The sequence below is a fragment of the Paenibacillus sp. NPDC101420 genome, from assembly GCF_050277435.1.
GTDB lineage: Bacteria > Bacillota > Bacilli > Paenibacillales > Paenibacillaceae > Paenibacillus_AQ.
Map to the genome: position 1 here is coordinate 23,558 of NZ_JBNNSE010000002.1, position 17,915 is coordinate 41,472.

The 17,915-nt window shown below is 46.5% G+C and carries 14 protein-coding genes; all 14 read left to right on the forward strand.

Annotation, left to right across the window (positions count from 1 at the left end):
- Positions 1–97: 97 nt before the first annotated feature.
- The 14 genes from ACQKMP_RS08910 to ACQKMP_RS08975 all read left to right on the forward strand — a co-directional run bounded on the left by ACQKMP_RS08910 (position 98) and on the right by ACQKMP_RS08975 (position 17,914).
- The gene (locus ACQKMP_RS08910; RefSeq protein ID WP_188114736.1) at positions 98–1,369 is read left to right on the forward strand and encodes an adenosylhomocysteinase; all 1,272 of its coding nucleotides are present in this window, start codon (positions 98–100) and stop codon (positions 1,367–1,369) included.
- 364 nt (positions 1,370–1,733) lie between these two features.
- Positions 1,734–2,171 carry a division/cell wall cluster transcriptional repressor MraZ gene (gene mraZ / locus ACQKMP_RS08915; protein ID WP_036683674.1) on the forward strand — a complete coding sequence of 146 codons (438 nt, stop codon included), beginning with the start codon at positions 1,734–1,736 and terminating at the stop codon, positions 2,169–2,171.
- 36 nt (positions 2,172–2,207) lie between these two features.
- Entirely contained in the window at positions 2,208–3,161 is a 954-nt protein-coding gene (rsmH, locus tag ACQKMP_RS08920) for a 16S rRNA (cytosine(1402)-N(4))-methyltransferase RsmH (RefSeq protein WP_042190866.1), read from the forward strand.
- A gap of 23 nt (positions 3,162–3,184) precedes the next feature.
- Positions 3,185–3,577 carry a septum formation initiator family protein gene (locus ACQKMP_RS08925; protein WP_076284765.1) on the forward strand — a complete coding sequence of 131 codons (393 nt, stop codon included), beginning with the start codon at positions 3,185–3,187 and terminating at the stop codon, positions 3,575–3,577.
- A gap of 45 nt (positions 3,578–3,622) precedes the next feature.
- On the forward strand, positions 3,623–5,854 hold the full coding sequence (locus tag ACQKMP_RS08930; RefSeq protein ID WP_427469234.1) for a penicillin-binding transpeptidase domain-containing protein: 2,232 nt from the start codon (positions 3,623–3,625) through the stop codon (positions 5,852–5,854).
- An 80-nt stretch (positions 5,855–5,934) separates the two neighbouring features.
- Positions 5,935–7,860: a stage V sporulation protein D gene (locus ACQKMP_RS08935; RefSeq protein WP_042190860.1), complete on the forward strand. Its 1,926-nt coding sequence runs from the start codon at positions 5,935–5,937 to the stop codon at positions 7,858–7,860.
- Positions 7,861–7,915: 55 nt separating this feature from the next.
- Positions 7,916–9,403 (forward strand): UDP-N-acetylmuramoyl-L-alanyl-D-glutamate--2,6-diaminopimelate ligase, encoded by a 1,488-nt coding sequence (locus tag ACQKMP_RS08940; RefSeq protein WP_339243128.1) that lies wholly within the window; start codon positions 7,916–7,918, stop codon positions 9,401–9,403.
- Positions 9,400–10,806: a UDP-N-acetylmuramoyl-tripeptide--D-alanyl-D-alanine ligase gene (locus tag ACQKMP_RS08945; RefSeq protein ID WP_427469235.1), complete on the forward strand. Its 1,407-nt coding sequence runs from the start codon at positions 9,400–9,402 to the stop codon at positions 10,804–10,806. Before ACQKMP_RS08940 ends, ACQKMP_RS08945 begins: the two co-directional genes overlap by 4 nt.
- A gap of 21 nt (positions 10,807–10,827) precedes the next feature.
- Entirely contained in the window at positions 10,828–11,793 is a 966-nt protein-coding gene (gene mraY, locus ACQKMP_RS08950; protein ID WP_042190854.1) for a phospho-N-acetylmuramoyl-pentapeptide-transferase, read from the forward strand.
- Positions 11,794–11,796: 3 nt separating this feature from the next.
- Positions 11,797–13,218 (forward strand): UDP-N-acetylmuramoyl-L-alanine--D-glutamate ligase, encoded by a 1,422-nt coding sequence (gene murD, locus ACQKMP_RS08955; protein ID WP_339243126.1) that lies wholly within the window; start codon positions 11,797–11,799, stop codon positions 13,216–13,218.
- A gap of 54 nt (positions 13,219–13,272) precedes the next feature.
- Positions 13,273–14,370 carry a stage V sporulation protein E gene (spoVE, locus tag ACQKMP_RS08960; RefSeq protein WP_042130238.1) on the forward strand — a complete coding sequence of 366 codons (1,098 nt, stop codon included), beginning with the start codon at positions 13,273–13,275 and terminating at the stop codon, positions 14,368–14,370.
- A gap of 5 nt (positions 14,371–14,375) precedes the next feature.
- Entirely contained in the window at positions 14,376–15,488 is a 1,113-nt protein-coding gene (gene murG / locus ACQKMP_RS08965) for an undecaprenyldiphospho-muramoylpentapeptide beta-N-acetylglucosaminyltransferase (RefSeq protein ID WP_042190850.1), read from the forward strand.
- Positions 15,489–15,796: 308 nt separating this feature from the next.
- Positions 15,797–17,080 (forward strand): UDP-N-acetylglucosamine 1-carboxyvinyltransferase, encoded by a 1,284-nt coding sequence (gene murA / locus ACQKMP_RS08970; protein WP_042190848.1) that lies wholly within the window; start codon positions 15,797–15,799, stop codon positions 17,078–17,080.
- Positions 17,081–17,143: 63 nt separating this feature from the next.
- Complete coding sequence (locus ACQKMP_RS08975) at positions 17,144–17,914, forward strand: cell division protein FtsQ/DivIB (protein ID WP_427469236.1); 771 nt, start codon at positions 17,144–17,146, stop codon at positions 17,912–17,914.
- Position 17,915: the final 1 nt, after the last annotated feature.

A 17,915-nucleotide genomic window follows, 5' to 3' on the forward strand; every position in this document is an offset into this window, starting at 1 on the left:
AAGTAACGCTCACAAAACTTGGATTATGCTTACGAAGCGAGTTTTACTGCGAAGTAAAACATAGAAGTATCGCTCCATAAAACTTTTAGGAGGTTTCATTATGAGTTCATCAAAACAAAATAGTATCGTGGCTGATATGTCACTCGCACCCGAAGGTCATTTGAAAATCGACTGGGTTCGTCAACATATGCCGGTATTGAACCGTATCCGTGAGCAGTTCGAAGCTGAGCAGCCATTCAAAGGACTAAAAGTATCTATTACGCTTCATTTGGAAGCTAAAACCGCTTATCTGGCGAAGGTAGTCAAAGCAGGCGGTGCAGAAGTAACTATTACTGGATCGAATCCACTGTCTACACAGGATGATGTATGTGCGGCGCTTGTAGAGGACGGAATTACCGTATTTGCTAAATACAACCCGTCACCTGAGGAGTTCAAAGCTCTTAATATCAAGGCGCTGGAAAGCAAACCGGATTTGATTATTGATGATGGTGGGGATTTTGCTACATTGCTGCATTCGGAGCGTCCTGATCTAATGGAGAATATTCGTGGGGGTGCTGAAGAAACAACAACCGGCATCATTCGTCTAAAAGCTCTTCAAAAGCAAGGTGTGTTGAAGTTCCCAATGGTCGCAGTAAATGATGCTTATTGCAAATATTTGTTTGATAACCGCTATGGCACAGGCCAATCCGCATGGGATGGAATTATTCGAACAACCAACCTGATCGTTGCGGGCAAAACCGTAGTTGTTGTAGGATACGGCTGGTGCGGTAAGGGTGTTGCTATGCGTGCCAAAGGTTTGGGCGCAAAAGTGGTTGTCACAGAAGTGGATGCTATTAAAGCCGTTGAAGCACATATGGACGGTTTCGAAGTTATGCCTATGCTGGAAGCTGCTAAGGTTGGTGATTTCTTCGTTACAGTAACTGGTAATCGTTATGTCATTCGCGGTGAACATTATGATGTGATGAAGGATGGAGCAATCATGTGCAATGCAGGCCATTTCGACGTTGAAGTGAATAAGCCTGAATTGTCTGAAAGATCCGTATCTCAGCGTACTGTTCGCAAAAATATCGAAGAGTACCAGCTTCGCGACGGACGTAAACTATATCTGCTTGCAGAAGGCAGACTTGTAAATCTGGGTGCTGCGGATGGACACCCTGCCGAAATTATGGATACGACCTTTGCGCTACAAGCGCTGTCGTTGAAATATGTAAATGATAATTATAAGAGCATTGGCGTAAAAGTTGAGAATGTTCCTTATGAGCTGGATGAGCAGGTAGCACGCTACAAGCTGCAAAGTCTGGGCATTAACATTGATAGTCTGACTCCAGCACAAGTGGATTATTTGGACAGCTGGAATCTGAACGATTAATTACGGAACGCACAACAATAAAGTATATTAACCAAGTGTACCTTGAACTGAAGCAACTTTTGTAAAATATAAGAGAGTATAAGTTTTACGCTATACATTATCCTTATATTTCTCGCTTAAACGCTTCGGCGTCCTTAAAAGGACGCCGAAGGCGTTTAGGCTTGAAAAGCCATGCAGCGGACAAGATTCCGATTGTATGGCTTTTTTCTGTGGCGAATTGTTTTTTGGGCAACGATCCATCTGATTTAGCAAAAAATTCCTTTCACCAGAAAAAGGTTTTTGATTTTTAATGGCGAATCTATTATGCTTAAGTGGTGAAAAGTGGGGTAAAGTGGGGATTCGGGGATTAGGGGTGGGAAAAAGGATGTTCATGGGAGAGTATCAACACAGCATTGACGACAAAGGCCGAATTATTATTCCGGCTAAACTCCGTGAATTGCTTGGAACCTCCTTTGTGACGACCCGTGGTCTAGACTCGTGTCTATTTGTTTATCCCATGGAAGAATGGGCAATCATGGAACAAAAGCTAAAAAGCCTTTCACTGATGAAATCAGATGCCCGTGCATTCAGTCGCTTTTTTTTCTCAGGCGCAACAGAATGTGTATGGGATAAGCAGGGAAGGGTAAATCTGCCGGCCAATTTAAGGCAGTATGCCAAACTGGACAAAGACTGTGTTATTCTGGGCGTTTCGAACCGGGTGGAAATCTGGAACAAAGAGCTATGGGAGCAGTACTTCGAACAGTCCGAGGAATCGTTCAACGAAATTGCCGAAAAATTGGTGGATTTCAATTTTGATCTATAAAACACAATATCGAATACTGTCCTGGAGGGATGCAGCTTGTTTCACCACATCACGGTGCTTAAAGAAGAAGCGACAGAAGGGCTGCACATCAAAAAAGACGGAATCTATGTAGATTGCACTCTCGGTGGAGCAGGCCACAGCGCACTAATTGCTTCCAAACTTAGCGGCGAAGGCCGATTAATCTGTTTGGATCAAGATGATTGGGCTCTGGAGAACGCAAAAGAAAGACTTGCTGAATACGGAGACAAGGTTGTACTCATTAAGACCAATTTCCGTGATCTGGAGAGTGTACTTAAGGATGTGCCCTTTGTACCACAAAAAGATGGCATTCCCCAAGTGGATGGGGTCCTCTTTGATCTTGGCGTATCCTCTCCCCAGTTTGATGAGGGAGAACGCGGATTTAGTTACAATCATGATGCTCCGCTGGACATGCGAATGGATCAGACGGCGCTATTAACGGCTGCTGATATTGTGAATACGTGGTCTGAGCAGGAGATTGCCCGTGTGCTTTTCCAATATGGAGAAGAGAAGTTCTCGCGGAGAATTGCTAAGAAAATTGTAGACAGAAGAGAAGAAAGTCCTGTGGAGACCACAGGAGAATTAGCTGAGCTTATCAAGGAAGGTATTCCGGCGGCTGCACGAAGAACGGGAGGACACCCCGCTAAACGTAGCTTTCAAGGTTTACGGATTGCTGTAAACGACGAGTTGGGTGCTTTTGAAGAAGGATTACATAGCGCAGTACGTTGCCTTGCACCAGAAGGTAGAGTATCCGTTATCACTTTTCATTCACTCGAGGACCGAATTTGCAAGCAAATACTAAGCAGCTATTTAAGCAGATGTACATGCCCGCCTGACTTTCCGTTTTGTGTATGTGGCGCGAAAGGCACGCTTAAGTTAATCAACCGCAAACCGCTTGTGCCTTCTGAAGAAGAGCTTGAGCTTAATACTCGAGCCCGTTCAGCTAAGCTGCGCATTGCAGAAAAATTGTAATTGACGATAAAGGAGAGTCAGAGATGGCCTATACCCGCGGCAATTTAGCAGTTCAGCCCAAAAGAAAAGAAGAGGTAAACCCCCTTTACCGCGAGAAGACAAAAGTAGTTACCAAACGAAGAGTACTTCCGCTGCAAGAGAAACTTTTGTATATGCTGACGCTAGGAGTATGCGTTTTGGTGGCTATCACCCTGATTTCACGTTACGTTCATATTTATGATTTGAACTTGCAGGCCCAGAAATTAGATAAGGATATAGCGACTGCTAAGAAGCAAATTTCCACGTTTGAGATGGAGAAGCAGAACTTGGAGCAGAAGGTTGCCCAAAAGGCAAAGGATCTTGGATACGTAGCACCGGATGAAAATGCTACAATCTTTATTCCGGCGAATCCGATATCGACAGAAGGCGATAATTAGTGAGCGATTGGCAAGATCGCAATAAAAAAATTGTGAGGTTCGCTTATGGTAAAGAGAATAAAACTTCGCACGCTGTTTATAGGAGGGTGTATTACCCTCTTTTTTCTTGTTTTGATAGCTAGAGTGTTCTGGATTCAAGTTATGGAGGGCTCAGAATGGCAAGAAAAGGCTGCTACACTTTGGGCGCACACTTCGACTATCAAAGCAGAGCGAGGAACGATTTCTGACCGTAATGGGAGTGTGCTCGCAAGTGATGTCCCTGCTTATACTGTGGTTGTAAACCCGGCAGTCATTGCTGAAAAGGGAATTGGTGATGAGGTCGTCAAGGGATTGCATGAGCTACTCGGCAAGCCAGAAGATGAGCTGCGGAAACTGGTTGAAGCGAAAGACGAGAACGGTAAATACCTCAAGAATCGTGAGGTTCGTAACGAAGGCTGGAAGATTGATCAGGAACTTGCTGATAAGGTGAAAGAATTTTATGTAGCCCTAGGTAAAGAGCATAAAATTCAAGAGACTGGGATTGGTCTTGTTAGAGAGCAGAAACGATATTACCCTAAGGGTTCGCTTGCTGCGCATATATTAGGCTATACAGATCGAGATGGCAAGGCGATTATGGGTCTGGAAAAATCCCTGGATGAACAGCTTAAGGGTGCCGATGGCAAGCTGCTTTATCAAAGTGACGGTCAAGGGGTTAAGCTGCCGGATTCAAAAGATACCTATAAACCTGTAGTAAATGGAAGTGATTTCAAGCTTACAATCGACAGTACAATCCAGCAATATATACAAGCGGCCATGGAAAAGGCATATGCGCAATATAAGCCGAAAAGTATGAGTGTCATTGCTGCTGATCCGAATACGATGGAGATTTTGGGGATGGCGAATATGCCTACCTTTGATCCTAATAAATATATGGATACGGGTGCTGATGCAGCGGGTTTCTACAATCATGCTATCAAATCAACTTATGAGCCCGGTTCGACCTTCAAAATTGTAACACTTGCTGCAGCTGTAGAAGAGAAGCTTTTTGATCCCGTAGCTACATTTCTGTCAGGATCTATCAGAATTAAGGGATACAGTAAGGCATTACATGATATTAATCGTTCCGGCTGGGGGCAAATCAGTTTCCTGGAAGGTGTGAAGCGGTCTAGTAACGTTCTTTTTGTAAAACTTTATGAAATGCTCGGACAAGATAGACTTTTACAGTATATTGATGATTTTGGCTTTAATGGGAAGACAGGAATCGATTTGCCAGGGGAAGCCAGTGGGGTCGTTAACCCTAACCTTGGACGTCCTATCGAAATTGCTACACTTGCATATGGGCATGGTAAAGTGCTAGTTACCCCGCTTCAACAATTGGTTGCTGTATCTGCTATCGCCAATGGTGGGAAACTGATGACTCCATATGTGGTAAAAGAGGTTACTGACCCAAACACCGGCGACACTAAGGTTACTCAGCCTAGTGTAGTGCGTCAGGTGATTGATGAGGCAAGCGCCAAGAAAACCGGTGAATACTTGGAGCAGGTAGTTGCCGACCAAGTCAAAGGTACAGGACGCAACGCTCACATAGAAGGTTACCGTGTCGCAGGTAAGACAGGAACGGCTATCAAGGTTGAAGGTAAGGACTACGTGAAGTCCAAAGTACTGGTCTCCTTTATTGGTTATGCGCCTGTGAATGATCCAAAGATCGCTGTTATTGTTATTATTGATGAACCGAACGTTGAGGTTGGCGGCGGTAAAGCTGCAGCTCCTGTATTTAAAGAAATCGTATCTCAGTCTCTGCAATACATGGGAGTTCCAAAGTTAGCGACTGAAACTAGCGATAAGGATAGTAAAAAAACAGTTGAATCTGAAGCGCCTGTGCTCCGGACCACACCTGATCTGATGGGCAAAACGATGAAGGAAGCAAGAGAGACGCTTCTGGATCAAGGATTCGATTTTGAAGTGGTCGGTGCAGAAGCATCTGTGGAAACCCAATATCCAGAGGCTGGAACGAAGCTTACTCAAGGACAGCGTATATACCTATTAAGCAAGCAAGGGGACAAGCCTACCATTCCAAATTTAAAAGGAGAGTCGCTGCGTGATGCGCTTGAGATTCTAACACTTCTAAAAGTGGAGATTGCGGTAGAAGGCGAAGGATATGTCTCGGAACAGATTGAAGGAACAAAGAACGGCAAAACATTGGTTACTTTGAAGCTGAAACCATTAAATGATAAGAGTGAAGAGGATCCTGCAGCTTCGACTGCTGATGAGGGTACGGAATCGGAGAGTGGGCCATAGGCTTGTTCTAACCCCTGTTTGTCCCGAATAGTCATGAAGATAAGAGCTCATGTCTATAGGTGAAAGCGGGGGAGAACGGAATGAAGGTTTCGAAGGTCGTAACACGGCGGAGAATGTTGTGGACGCTGCTGGGACTGGCAGTGTTATTCGGTTCGCTGGTCGTGCGTCTTGCTTATGTGCAATTATCCCAAGGCGAGAAATTAAGTGACAAGGTAGAAGATTCCTTGCGCCGCAATATTCCTTTTACAGCCAAGCGTGGTGAAATTTTGGATCGTGAAGGTATACCGCTGGCCTATAATATCAGTACGCCTACGGTTTATGCGGTGCCTGTGCAGGTGAAGGAGAAGCAAAAGACAGCGCAGCAATTGGCGCCTCTGCTTGGGATGACCGAGGAGAAGCTGATGAGCTTGCTGACTAAAAAATCAATGTCGGTGAAACTACAGCCCGGCGGCCGCAAAATTACGATGGAACTTGCCGCGAGCATCCGTGATTTGCAGTTGCCGGGCATCGTTGTCGCTGAGGATAGCAAAAGATATTATCCGTACGGCGATCTTGCCGCGCATATACTAGGCTTTACAGGTATTGATAACCAAGGGATTACCGGGGTCGAGAATATATACGATAATTTACTTAAAGGAATAGCAGGTAATATTTCGTATTTGTCTGACGCAGGTGGAAGACTCATGCCTGGATCATCGGAGAAGTATTCTGCCCCTCAGGATGGACTTAATCTGCAATTGACGATTGATAAACAGATTCAATCCATTATGGAACGTGAGCTGGATCAAGCTATGGTAAAATATCAGGCGCAGGGTGCTTGGGCTATAGCGATGAATCCGAAGAATGGTGAAATTCTGGCCATGGCTAGTAGACCGGGTTATGAACCGGGTTTATATAAGGAATATGATCCGCAGATCTATAATCGGAATTTGCCCATTTGGATGACTTACGAGCCTGGTTCGACGTTCAAAATCATCACACTTGCTGCAGCACTGCAAGAAGGTAAGGTAGACCTGCAAAATGATCATTTCTATGATCCTGGGTTTATCGAAGTGGCGGGTGCGAAGCTGCGCTGTTGGAAAAAAGGCGGCCATGGCAGCCAAACCTTCCTTCAGGTGGTTGAGAACTCCTGTAACCCTGGTTTTGTTGCTCTTGGGCAACGGCTGGGCAAAGAAACCCTCTTCAAATATATTCGTGATTTTGGTTTCGGCAGCAAAACAGGAATTGATCTAAACGGAGAATCTAATGGGATTCTGTTCAAGCTTAGTCAAGTAGGTCCGGTGGAGCTTTCGACTACGGCCTTCGGCCAAGGGGTCTCGGTTACACCTATTCAGCAGATTGCTGCGGTATCCGCGGCTATCAATGGTGGCAATCTCTATAAACCACATGTAACAAAATCATGGGTTAATCCGGAAACGGGAGAGACTGTATCAGAGGTGAAGCCTGAGCTTGTGCGGCAGGTCATTTCGGAGGAGACATCCAAGAAGGTGCGGGCAGCACTTGAGAGCGTGGTTGCCAAAGGCACGGGACGGCCGGCTTTTATAGACGGCTATCGTGTGGGTGGCAAGACGGGTACTGCACAGAAGGTTATAAATGGACGTTATTCTCCGACAGAGCACATTGTTTCTTTTATTGGCTTTGCGCCGGCGGATGATCCGCAGATCGTTGTCTACACTGCAGTGGATAATCCGAAAGGGATTCAATTTGGGGGTGTAGTTGCAGCTCCAATCGTGCAAAATATTTTGGAAGACTCGCTGCACTATATGAAGGTTCCTGAGCGCAGTGATCAGCTTCCAAAAACTTATAAGTATGGTGAAACTCCGATTGTGACCGTGCCTGACCTTACAGGTGCAACCGTACAAGATATCTATGAGGATTTAAATATGAATTTTAATCTGGCGCGTTCAGGCTCTGGCAATACGGTCATCAATCAGGCTCCGAAAGCTGGGGCAAGAGTAGAACAGGGCTCAACCATCAGGATTTATATGGGAGCTTCTAGTGAATAATGATAAAGGTATAAGGGTTCAGTTTGTATCCGAAAATGTAGAGTGAGGGATTACTATGAAAGTTAATGAATTATCTGCTTGTCTTGCTACTTCGCGTCTATATGGGGACGGGGAGGTGGAGATTACTGATCTTCAGACGGATTCCCGCCGTGTAAGTCCGGGTGATCTGTTTATCTGTTTACCGGGTCACACCGTAGACGGACATAAATTTGCGCCGCAAGCCGTAGCCTCTGGAGCATCTGCTATCGTATGTGAGCATAAGCTAGAGCTTGATATCCCACAGATCGTTGTGGATGACTGCCGTTTTGCGATGTCTGTCATGTCGAATGCATTCTTTGGCTCACCTAGCAGCCGAATGAGAATGATCGGGGTTACGGGTACAAACGGGAAGACAACTACGACTTATCTTATTGAGCGAATTATGCAAGACCAGAATATGAAGACGGGTCTGATTGGGACCATTCAAATGCGCTATGACGGCAAAAGCTACCCTATGTCAGGGACCACTCCAGAATCGCTAGATCTGCAGCGCTCGCTTCATGATATGGCCTCCAAAGGTGTGGAATGTTGCGTAATGGAAGTCTCCTCCCATGCGCTTCAGCAAGGACGTGTGAAGGGTGCGGACTTCCGTACAGCAATATTTACGAACTTAACCCAGGATCATCTGGATTATCATCATACAATGGAGGAGTATCGGGCGGTTAAAGGTCTATTCTTCTCTAGACTAGGAAATGTGATCTCTCCTTGGAAAGAAGAACGCAAATATGCGGTGCTGAATGCTGATGATGAGGCGAGCCACTATTTTGCAACCCAAACTGCAGCGGAAGTGATTACATATGGCATTGATAACAACGCTAATGTCCGAGCTTCGCAAATCTCGATCACTGCAAAAGGAACTTTTTTCCATGTAGATACGTTTAAGGGTGAGACGGACATTTCGCTTCGTATGGTTGGTAAGTTCAATGTCTATAATGCACTTGCGGCGATTACGGCAGCGTTGTTGGAAGATGTGTCACTGTCAGATATCAAGACTAGTCTTGAGGCGATTGATGGGGTAGCTGGACGGGTAGAGTCAGTAGATGAGGGGCAAGAATATGCCGTTATCGTTGACTATGCACATACACCAGACGGGCTGGAAAATGTATTAAGAACGGTCTGCGAGTTTGCTACAGGTAAAGTGCTTACTGTGTTTGGCTGCGGAGGAGACAGAGACCGCACGAAACGTCCTTTAATGGGTAAGATAGCTGCAAAATATAGCGACATGATATTCGTAACCTCTGACAACCCTCGGACGGAGGACCCTGGGCTAATTCTGAAGGATATAGAAGCAGGACTAGTAGAGGATGGAGTCACCTCTGACCGGTATCATATGATTGTTGATCGCCGAGAAGCAATTGGGAAGGCTATTGAAATGGCAAGCTCTGGCGATGTAGTATTGATTGCGGGGAAAGGTCATGAGACCTATCAACTGATTGGCGGAGTGGTTCACGATTTCGATGACCGCATCGTCGCTAAAGAAGTTATAAGGGGTCGAAGCTATTGATTACAAGAACACTGGGACAAATTGCTGTGATGTGCGCAGGGGAACTTCCTGCTGCCGAAGCTATGAATATACCACTTACGGGCGTCGTTACTGACTCCCGTAAGATAACTACAGGTTGCCTGTTTGTTCCTCTAACGGGAGACAAATTTGACGGTCATCATTATGCAGCTACAGCTATGGCTGCTGGTGCTGCAGGGACCTTATGGCAGCGTGATAAAGGTCCTGCGCCTGAGGGTGGCGGAGTCATAATTGTTGAAGATACGCTAGAGGCGCTTCAGAAGCTGTCCGCTGCGTATTTAAATGAGGTCGCTCCGAAGGTTGTCGCAGTTACGGGCAGCAATGGCAAAACAACGACAAAAGATATCATTATGGCCTTGCTCGAAACGCAGTACAAGGTGCACAAGACAGAAGGAAACTTCAATAATCATATTGGTCTTCCGCTCACGATTCTATCCATGGCTGAGGATACAGAGATTGCAGTGCTTGAAATGGGTATGAGCTCGCGGGGAGAAATTGCTCTGCTGGCTTCTTTGGCTGCACCAGATGTTGCAGTCATTACTAATGTAGGTGAGTCACATCTGCTGCAACTGGGATCCCGCAAAGAAATCGCCCGTGCCAAGCTGGAAATAGTCGAAGGGCTAAAGCCAGGTGGACTGCTAATTTATAACGGTGATGAACCGCTGCTGACTGAGGTAATGCAAGAGTCCACTTTTGAGGCTCCGGAGGGGATGGTGTCCTTCCGTTTCGGCCTGAACGGAGATAATGATGATTATCCGACTGGGATGATGTCCCATAGTGGTGGTATGACGTTTACGTCAAGCCTTCATAAGGAACATGCTTTTACATTACCGCTGCCAGGCCAGCATAACGTTGTTAACGCGTTGGCTGCACTAGCGGTTGCTCGCCATTTTGGAATTACAGAACAAAATGTAGAGAATGGGTTAAGTAAGCTTAAGTTGACGGGTATGCGGATTGAAGTGATTCGGACTTCTTCCGGGCTTACACTTTTGAATGATGCTTATAATGCCAGTCCGACTTCTATGAAGGCGGCCATTGATGTGCTTCAAACTATGAAATGCAGTGGCAAAAAAATCGCAGTACTGGGGGACATGCTGGAACTTGGGCCGGATGAAATACAGTTTCATAAAGAAATTGGCTACTACCTAGACCCCGCAGTGACTGATTTTGTATATACCTATGGTCCATTGTCAGTCCATATTGCAGAAGCTGCAAAGGAAAGATTCGGAAACGAGCGTGTGCTGGCTTTTACGGATAAGTCAGAATTAACAGCCGTCCTTATCGAGAAAAGCAGCTCCAAGGATATTGTACTATTCAAAGGATCTAGAGGGATGAGGCTTGAGGAAGTACTTCAGAGCCTTAATAAAGAGATTAAAGAGACCTAAAAAAATGGAGGGGGTGCACCCATGGATTATCAACTATTGTTATTGACTATTGCTGTTTCCTTTATCCTTGCGGTCATTGCCGCTCCGCTCTTCATTCCGCTACTGCGCAGGATGAAATTCGGACAGCAGGTGCGAGATGACGGACCGCAATCCCATTTAAAGAAAGCGGGAACGCCGACGATGGGCGGTATCGTAATCATCGTGGCTTTTACATTGGCTTATCTGAAATTTTCCGTGGTGAATAACGATTTCTACGTACTACTAGTGGCTACGCTTGGTTTTGGACTGATCGGATTTTTGGATGATTATATCAAAATCGTATTCAAGCGTTCTTTGGGCCTTACGGCGCGTCAAAAATTGTTCGGGCAGCTGTTGGTAGGTGCTGTGATGTGCGGTCTGCTGATTTCTGCAGGACATAGCACAAGTATCAGCGTTCCGGGTACTGATTTCAGCTTTGACTGGGGCGGCTTTTTCTACTATCCATTCATTATTATTATGATGATGGCAGTAACGAATGCTGTTAACTTTACCGATGGAGTAGATGGTTTGCTGTCTGGTGTAAGTGCTATTGCTTTGGCAGCTTATGCTGTTGTAGCAATGCAGGCTACGTCAATTGCAGCTGGCGTGTGTGCAGCGGCAATGATCGGGGCCGTTCTTGGATTTCTGGTCTTTAATGCCCATCCAGCTAAGGTGTTCATGGGAGATACCGGTTCATTTGGTATTGGCGGCGCGATAGGTGCGATTGCGATTGTCACAAAGAGCGAACTGCTGTTTTTAATTATTGGCGGTGTGTTTGTGGTGGAAATGTTATCTGTCGTGATACAGGTGGTTTCTTTCAAAACCCGTGGCAAGCGTGTATTCAGAATGAGCCCGATTCACCATCATTTTGAACTTGGTGGCTGGTCGGAATGGCGTGTGGTAATTTCGTTCTGGGCGGTAAGCTTGATATTAGCCGCTGTTGGACTATTTATTAGCAAGGGGTTGTAGCGAATGAAACATCCAGATATGTATCGTGGTGAAGAAGTTGTGGTTCTTGGGCTCGCAAAAAGCGGTGTCCAGGTTGCTAAAGTGCTGCATGATCGAGGCGCTGTAGTTACGGTGAACGATAAAAAGGAAAGAGATCAAAGTCCCGAAGCTTCCGAATTGGAATCTTTGGGAATTTGTGTTATAAGCGGTGGGCATCCGGATGGACTGATTCATGAAGGTGTAAGTCTGGTCATTAAGAATCCAGGCATTCCTTATTCTGCGCCTCCTGTGCAAAAGGCTCTTGAGCTTGGCATTGAAGTAGTTACAGAGGTGGAGGTTGCTTACCGTCTTTGTGCAGCGCCGATGATTGGCATCACGGGATCCAATGGCAAGACGACAACGACGACCTGGGTAGGTCAAATGCTGGAAGCTGCAGGTATGAATCCGATTGTTGCAGGTAACATTGGCACGCCTCTCTGTGAGGCTGCGCAAGAAGCTACAGAGGATAACTGGATGGTGGTCGAACTCAGCAGCTTCCAGCTCAAAGGTACGGAGACTTTCCGCCCCAAAATAGGTTGTTTGTTGAATATTGCGGAGACCCACCTGGATTATCATGGGAGCATGAAGGATTATGTCGATTCCAAAGCAAAGCTGTTCGCCAATCAAGTAGATACGGATACGGCTGTGCTGAACTGGGACGATCCTTTTTGCCGAGAACTTGTGCCGTATATGAAAGCTACTATTCTTCCGTTCTCTATGTCCGAGGAGCTCACTCATGGTGTGTTTGTTAGCCCATCCTATATTACGGGTCAAGATGACGATCTGAAGCGCCGCATCATCTATCGCGAATCTGCAGACCAAGAAACAATCATTGCTGATGTAGATTCCATTAGTATTCCGGGACGTTTCAACGTGGGAAATGCACTGGCTGCATGTGGAATTGCCATTGCTGCTGGAGCTGACCCCTCTTTATTGGGTGAAGTGCTTGCTTCATTTCGCGGTGTGGAGCACCGGCTGGAGTATGTGGCTGATAAGGCTGGAGCCACTTATTATAATAACTCCAAAGCAACAAACTCCAAAGCGACGATTATGGCATTAACGTCCTTTGAGCGCCCTGTAGTACTGATCGCTGGTGGATTAGACCGTGGTTCCGATTATTTGGAGCTGCTGCCTGTCCTGAGCGGTCGTGTTAAAGCGTTAGTGGCGTTAGGGGAAACTAAGGACAAGCTAACGAATGTAGCGCAGCTGGCAGGATTAAAGCAGATTATCTCCGTCGATAATGGGGAGAGTGCCGCTGCCGTGCTTGAGCAAGCTGTGCAGGAAGCTTCCGCTCTGGCGGAAGAAGGAGATATCGTTCTTTTGTCTCCTGCCTGTGCAAGTTGGGATATGTTTACATCCTATGAAGAGCGCGGGCGTATTTTTAAAGAGGCGGTGCATAACCTTTAAGTAGGGGGGTGGATAAGCCCCATCCCTACTACGGATGCAAGAGGTGTGCTCCTGATGAACAAAACTCGTCATGCTCCCGATATTTGGTTGCTGATTCCTATTCTATCTTTGCTGGTGATCGGCATGGTGATGGTATACAGCGCCGGGTCCGTTCTGGGCTTCCGCAATTATGGAGATTCGTTTTACTTTGTAAAAAGACAGCTTTTGTTTGCAGGACTAGGACTAGTCGCAATGTTCGTTACGGCGAATACCGATTACAGGGTGCTGAAAAAGCTGGCTAAGCCGGCACTTCTGATCTGCTTTTTCTTACTTGTTATTGTGCTTATCCCTGGTATTGGTGTAGTACGCGGGGGAGCGCGCAGCTGGCTAGGAATTAGCTCCTTCGGGATCCAGCCTTCCGAATTCATGAAGATGGGGATGATTCTATTCTTAGCCAATTGGCTAGGAAAAGAGGAATACGACATCACTTCCTTCACACGCGGCTTGCTCCCACCACTTGCGCTCATTGGGTCAGCCTTCGCGCTGATCATGCTCCAGCCGGATTTGGGTACAGGTACCGTCATGTTTGGTGCAGCCTTGATGATGGTCTTCACAGCAGGGGCTAGAATGAAGCATTTACTTTCACTTGGAGTAGCTGGTGCGGCAGGGTTTGTTGCTTTGATTGCAGCAGCGCCTTACCGGTTGCAGCGGATTACCGCTTTTCTTGATCCTTGGTCCGACCCCCTTGGTGCAGGCTACCAGATCATTCAGTCGTTATATGCGATTGGTCCTGGTGGGCTCGGTGGCCTTGGATTAGGAATGAGTCGGCAGAAGTACAGCTATGTACCTGAGCCACAAACAGATTTTATTTTTTCTATATTGGCCGAGGAGCTGGGTTTTATCGGTGGTTTGGCTGTGTTGATCCTATTTCTTATTCTAATCTGGCGCGGGATGAAGGTGGCGATGAGTCTACCTGACCGTTTTGGAAGCTATCTGGCCGTTGGCATCGTCTGTATGGTGGCTGTGCAAGTCATTATTAATATTGGTGTTGTTATTGGTCTAATGCCTGTAACGGGCATCACGCTTCCTCTGATTAGCTATGGCGGATCTTCACTTACACTGATGCTAACATCCCTTGGCATTCTATTGAACTTATCCCGTTTTGCGAGGTGAAAGAGATGCGTATCGTATTAAGCGGCGGAGGCACGGGTGGACATATCTACCCTGCGGTCGCTGTTGCTAGGCAAATGGAGTTGGAAGATAGCAAATCTACCTTCCTGTATATTGGTGGAACGCGTGGCTTAGAGAGCAAGCTTGTCCCTCAAGAGAATATCCCTTTCAAATCTATTGACATCACTGGTTTTCGGCGCAAGCTATCCATAGACAATGTCAAGACCGTGATGCGTTTCTTGAAGGGTGTCAAGGCTTCCAAAGAGATGTTAAGAGAATTTAAACCAGATGTTGTGATTGGAACAGGCGGTTATGTGTGTGGTCCAGTCGTTTATGCTGCATCCCGGTTGGGCATCCCTACATTGATCCATGAACAAAATGCCATACCAGGTCTAACCAATCGCTTTCTGAGTCGGTATGCGAGTACAGTTGCCGTAAGCTTTGAAGGAACAGAGTCCTCTTTTCCGGGCAGCAAAAATGTGATCTATACTGGTAATCCACGTGCCACAACAGTTACTACAGCAAGTCCGCAACGAGGATTCGCATCGCTGGGGATTTCGGATGGCAGTACTGTTGTTTTGGTGGTTGGTGGCAGTCAGGGAGCTAAGGCTATTAATAGAGCCATGATTGAAATGGCCCCAAAAGTGGGTAAGGGTAATGGTGTTCATTATGTGTATGTTACAGGTGAACCTTATTTCGAAGAGACTCGGGCGGAATTGCGTCAAAAGCTGGGTAGCATACCAAACTGGTTGCATGTCCTTCCTTACGTTCATAATATGCCAGAGGTGTTGGCTTGTACCTCCTTGATCGTTAATCGGGCGGGAGCCTCTTTTCTCGCTGAGATTACAGCGCTGGGTATTCCCTCTGTACTCATTCCATCTCCTAATGTGACGAATAACCATCAGGAGGCGAATGCAAGACAGTTGGAACGTGAAGGTGCTGCTGTGGTGCTGCTTGAGAAAGATTTAAACGGCACGGCACTATATGAGGCGGTTCAAAAAATCATCGGAACTGAAGCCGTGCGTGAGCAGATGTCCGTGGCCTCCAAACGACTCGGCAAAAGAGATTCTGCGGCAGTAATCACAAGCGAGCTCCGAAGACTTGCGGGTAAGAAGTCTTAAGATATCATCGTTTTCCATACGGGTTTTCCTTATTGGCAGCTCTCTGTCACACACTTGGAGGAACGAACATAGGATAATCCTATAATCGTGACAATCACCCAGGACACTTCCAAACCTGAGATGTAGTGCAGGATATTCTTGAAATATAAGAAAGTATAAGTTTCACGTTATACATTATCCTTATATTTCTCGCTTAAACGCCTATCGTCCTTATAAAGGACGCCGAAGACGTTTATACTTGTACATTTCATATGAGCTTGTAACGGAAGTGTTTGTGGTGGGTGAGCGGTAATCTCGGAGGTGATACATTGGACAAATTGGTGATTGAGGGTGGAAGTCCCCTGTCAGGCACCATTCGTATCCATGGAGCAAAAAATGCGGCGCTGCCGATTCTAGCGGCAAGCCTGCTGGCCGAAGGAGTTCACTCACTGCATAATGTGCCGAAGCTGCTGGACATCGAGACTATGCTAGACATCCTAGATCGGCTGGGCTGCAGGTGCGTGCATCAAGAGGATACGGTGACGATAGATACGTCTGCCGTCGGGACATCTCATATCCCTGAGGATTTAATGCGGCAGATGAGATCTTCCATTTTTCTAATGGGACCGCTGTTATCCAGATTTGGAGAGGTAACGATCTATCAGCCTGGGGGCTGTGCGATCGGAGAGCGTAAAATCGATCTTCATCTACAGGGACTTAAGGCGTTAGGGGCGGAGATCGAGGAGAGCAACGGAAGAATATTCTGTCGGGGTTCTAAGCTTATAGGGAGTGATATTCATCTCGACTATCCAAGTGTAGGAGCAACGGAGAATATTATGATGGCTGCCGCAAAGGCAGAGGGAACAACAACAATATCGGGGGCAGCGAGAGAGCCGGAGATACAGGACCTACAGCAATTTCTAAATAGCATGGGTGCTCAGATTATCGGTGCAGGTACGGACACCATCACAATTCAAGGGGTGAAAAACCTATATCCCTGTACGTACGAGGTGATACCTGACCGGATTGTGGCTGGAACCGTAATGATTGCTGCGGCAGCTACACGAGGAAATGTGACTTTGACACATGCCAATGCGGGGCATCTGACTTCGCTTATTCATGTGCTCAAGCGGGCTGGTGTTCAAATCACAGTGTGCAATGATATAATTAATATCAGTTGTATGGGGCGCCCACGTGCTGTTGAGAGAATTGTGACTTCTCCTTATCCTTCTTTCCCAACCGATCTGCAATCTCAGGTCATGGTGCTGTTGTCTCTCGCTGATGGCTTCAGTGTAATCAAGGAGACGGTGTTTGAGGGACGATTCAAGCATGTTGAAGAAATGGCGCGGATGGGCGCTGATATTTCTATTGATTTGAATCGTGCGTTTATTCGCGGCGTTCAGAGATTGTATGGTGCTACTGTGGAAGCTACTGACTTGCGTGCAGGTGCGGCTCTGGTCATTGCTGGGCTTGCTGCACAAGGGACTACAGTCGTTGAGCAAGCACACCATATTGACCGCGGGTATGATGGAATAGAGAAGCTGTTTCAGAAGCTTGGCGCGCGTATAAGCCGCAAGGTACCCGTACCGGATCCACTTGATTTGGCCAATTAAAGCTCCCTGTCTCCTTCAGTTCTACCAAGGAAGGAGACAGGGCCTTATTACGGAGATATGAGAATGACAACAACCCGATTACCTCTTCTTAAAGAGGACAAGCCTAAGAAAAAAATGAGCCGTAAGATTACGGCGATCCTGCTGCTACTGTTCACTGCGCTTCTTGCTGTGATTTTTTTCAGATCGTCTATTAGTCACATTACAGTGATAGATTTTCAGGGAAGCAAGTATTCTACTAGTGAGGAATTACTCTCGCAAAGTGGAATTCATATAGGTGGACAATTCTTTGCCGTTTCTACGAAGTCTGTGGAACAATCTCTGCTGGAGCTTAAGACGGTTAAGGGTGTGGCCGTAAAGAAGGATTTCCCCGGGGTAATCACAGTGAAGATTGAAGAGTTCCCTGCGGTGGCCTATGAACTGGAACAGGGCGGCATCTTGAAGGCGATTCTGTCGAGTGGAGCAGCGGTGACTGTTAATGAGACTGGTATTGCTGTAGAGAAACCTATATTAACCAACTGGGATCCAGCTGATCCTAATAAGGCTATCCTATGTCAAACGCTTGGAAGCATTTCTAATGAATTGACAAGTGATATCTCTGAGATTGTTCCCTCGCCAACCTTGTCATTTCCGGATCGTATCAAGCTCTATACTAGATCCCGTTTCGAGGTGATCACTTCCATCTCTTTATTGAAGAGCAAAGTGTCATACTTGAATCAGGTAATAGAGACAAAGGAGCCTGGACTTATCACGATGCTTGAAGCCGACTCGTATGTTCCTTTTCAGGTCGAAAGTGAGGAGCAAAAGGGCGATGAGCAAAAAGATGTGCAAGAGTAGA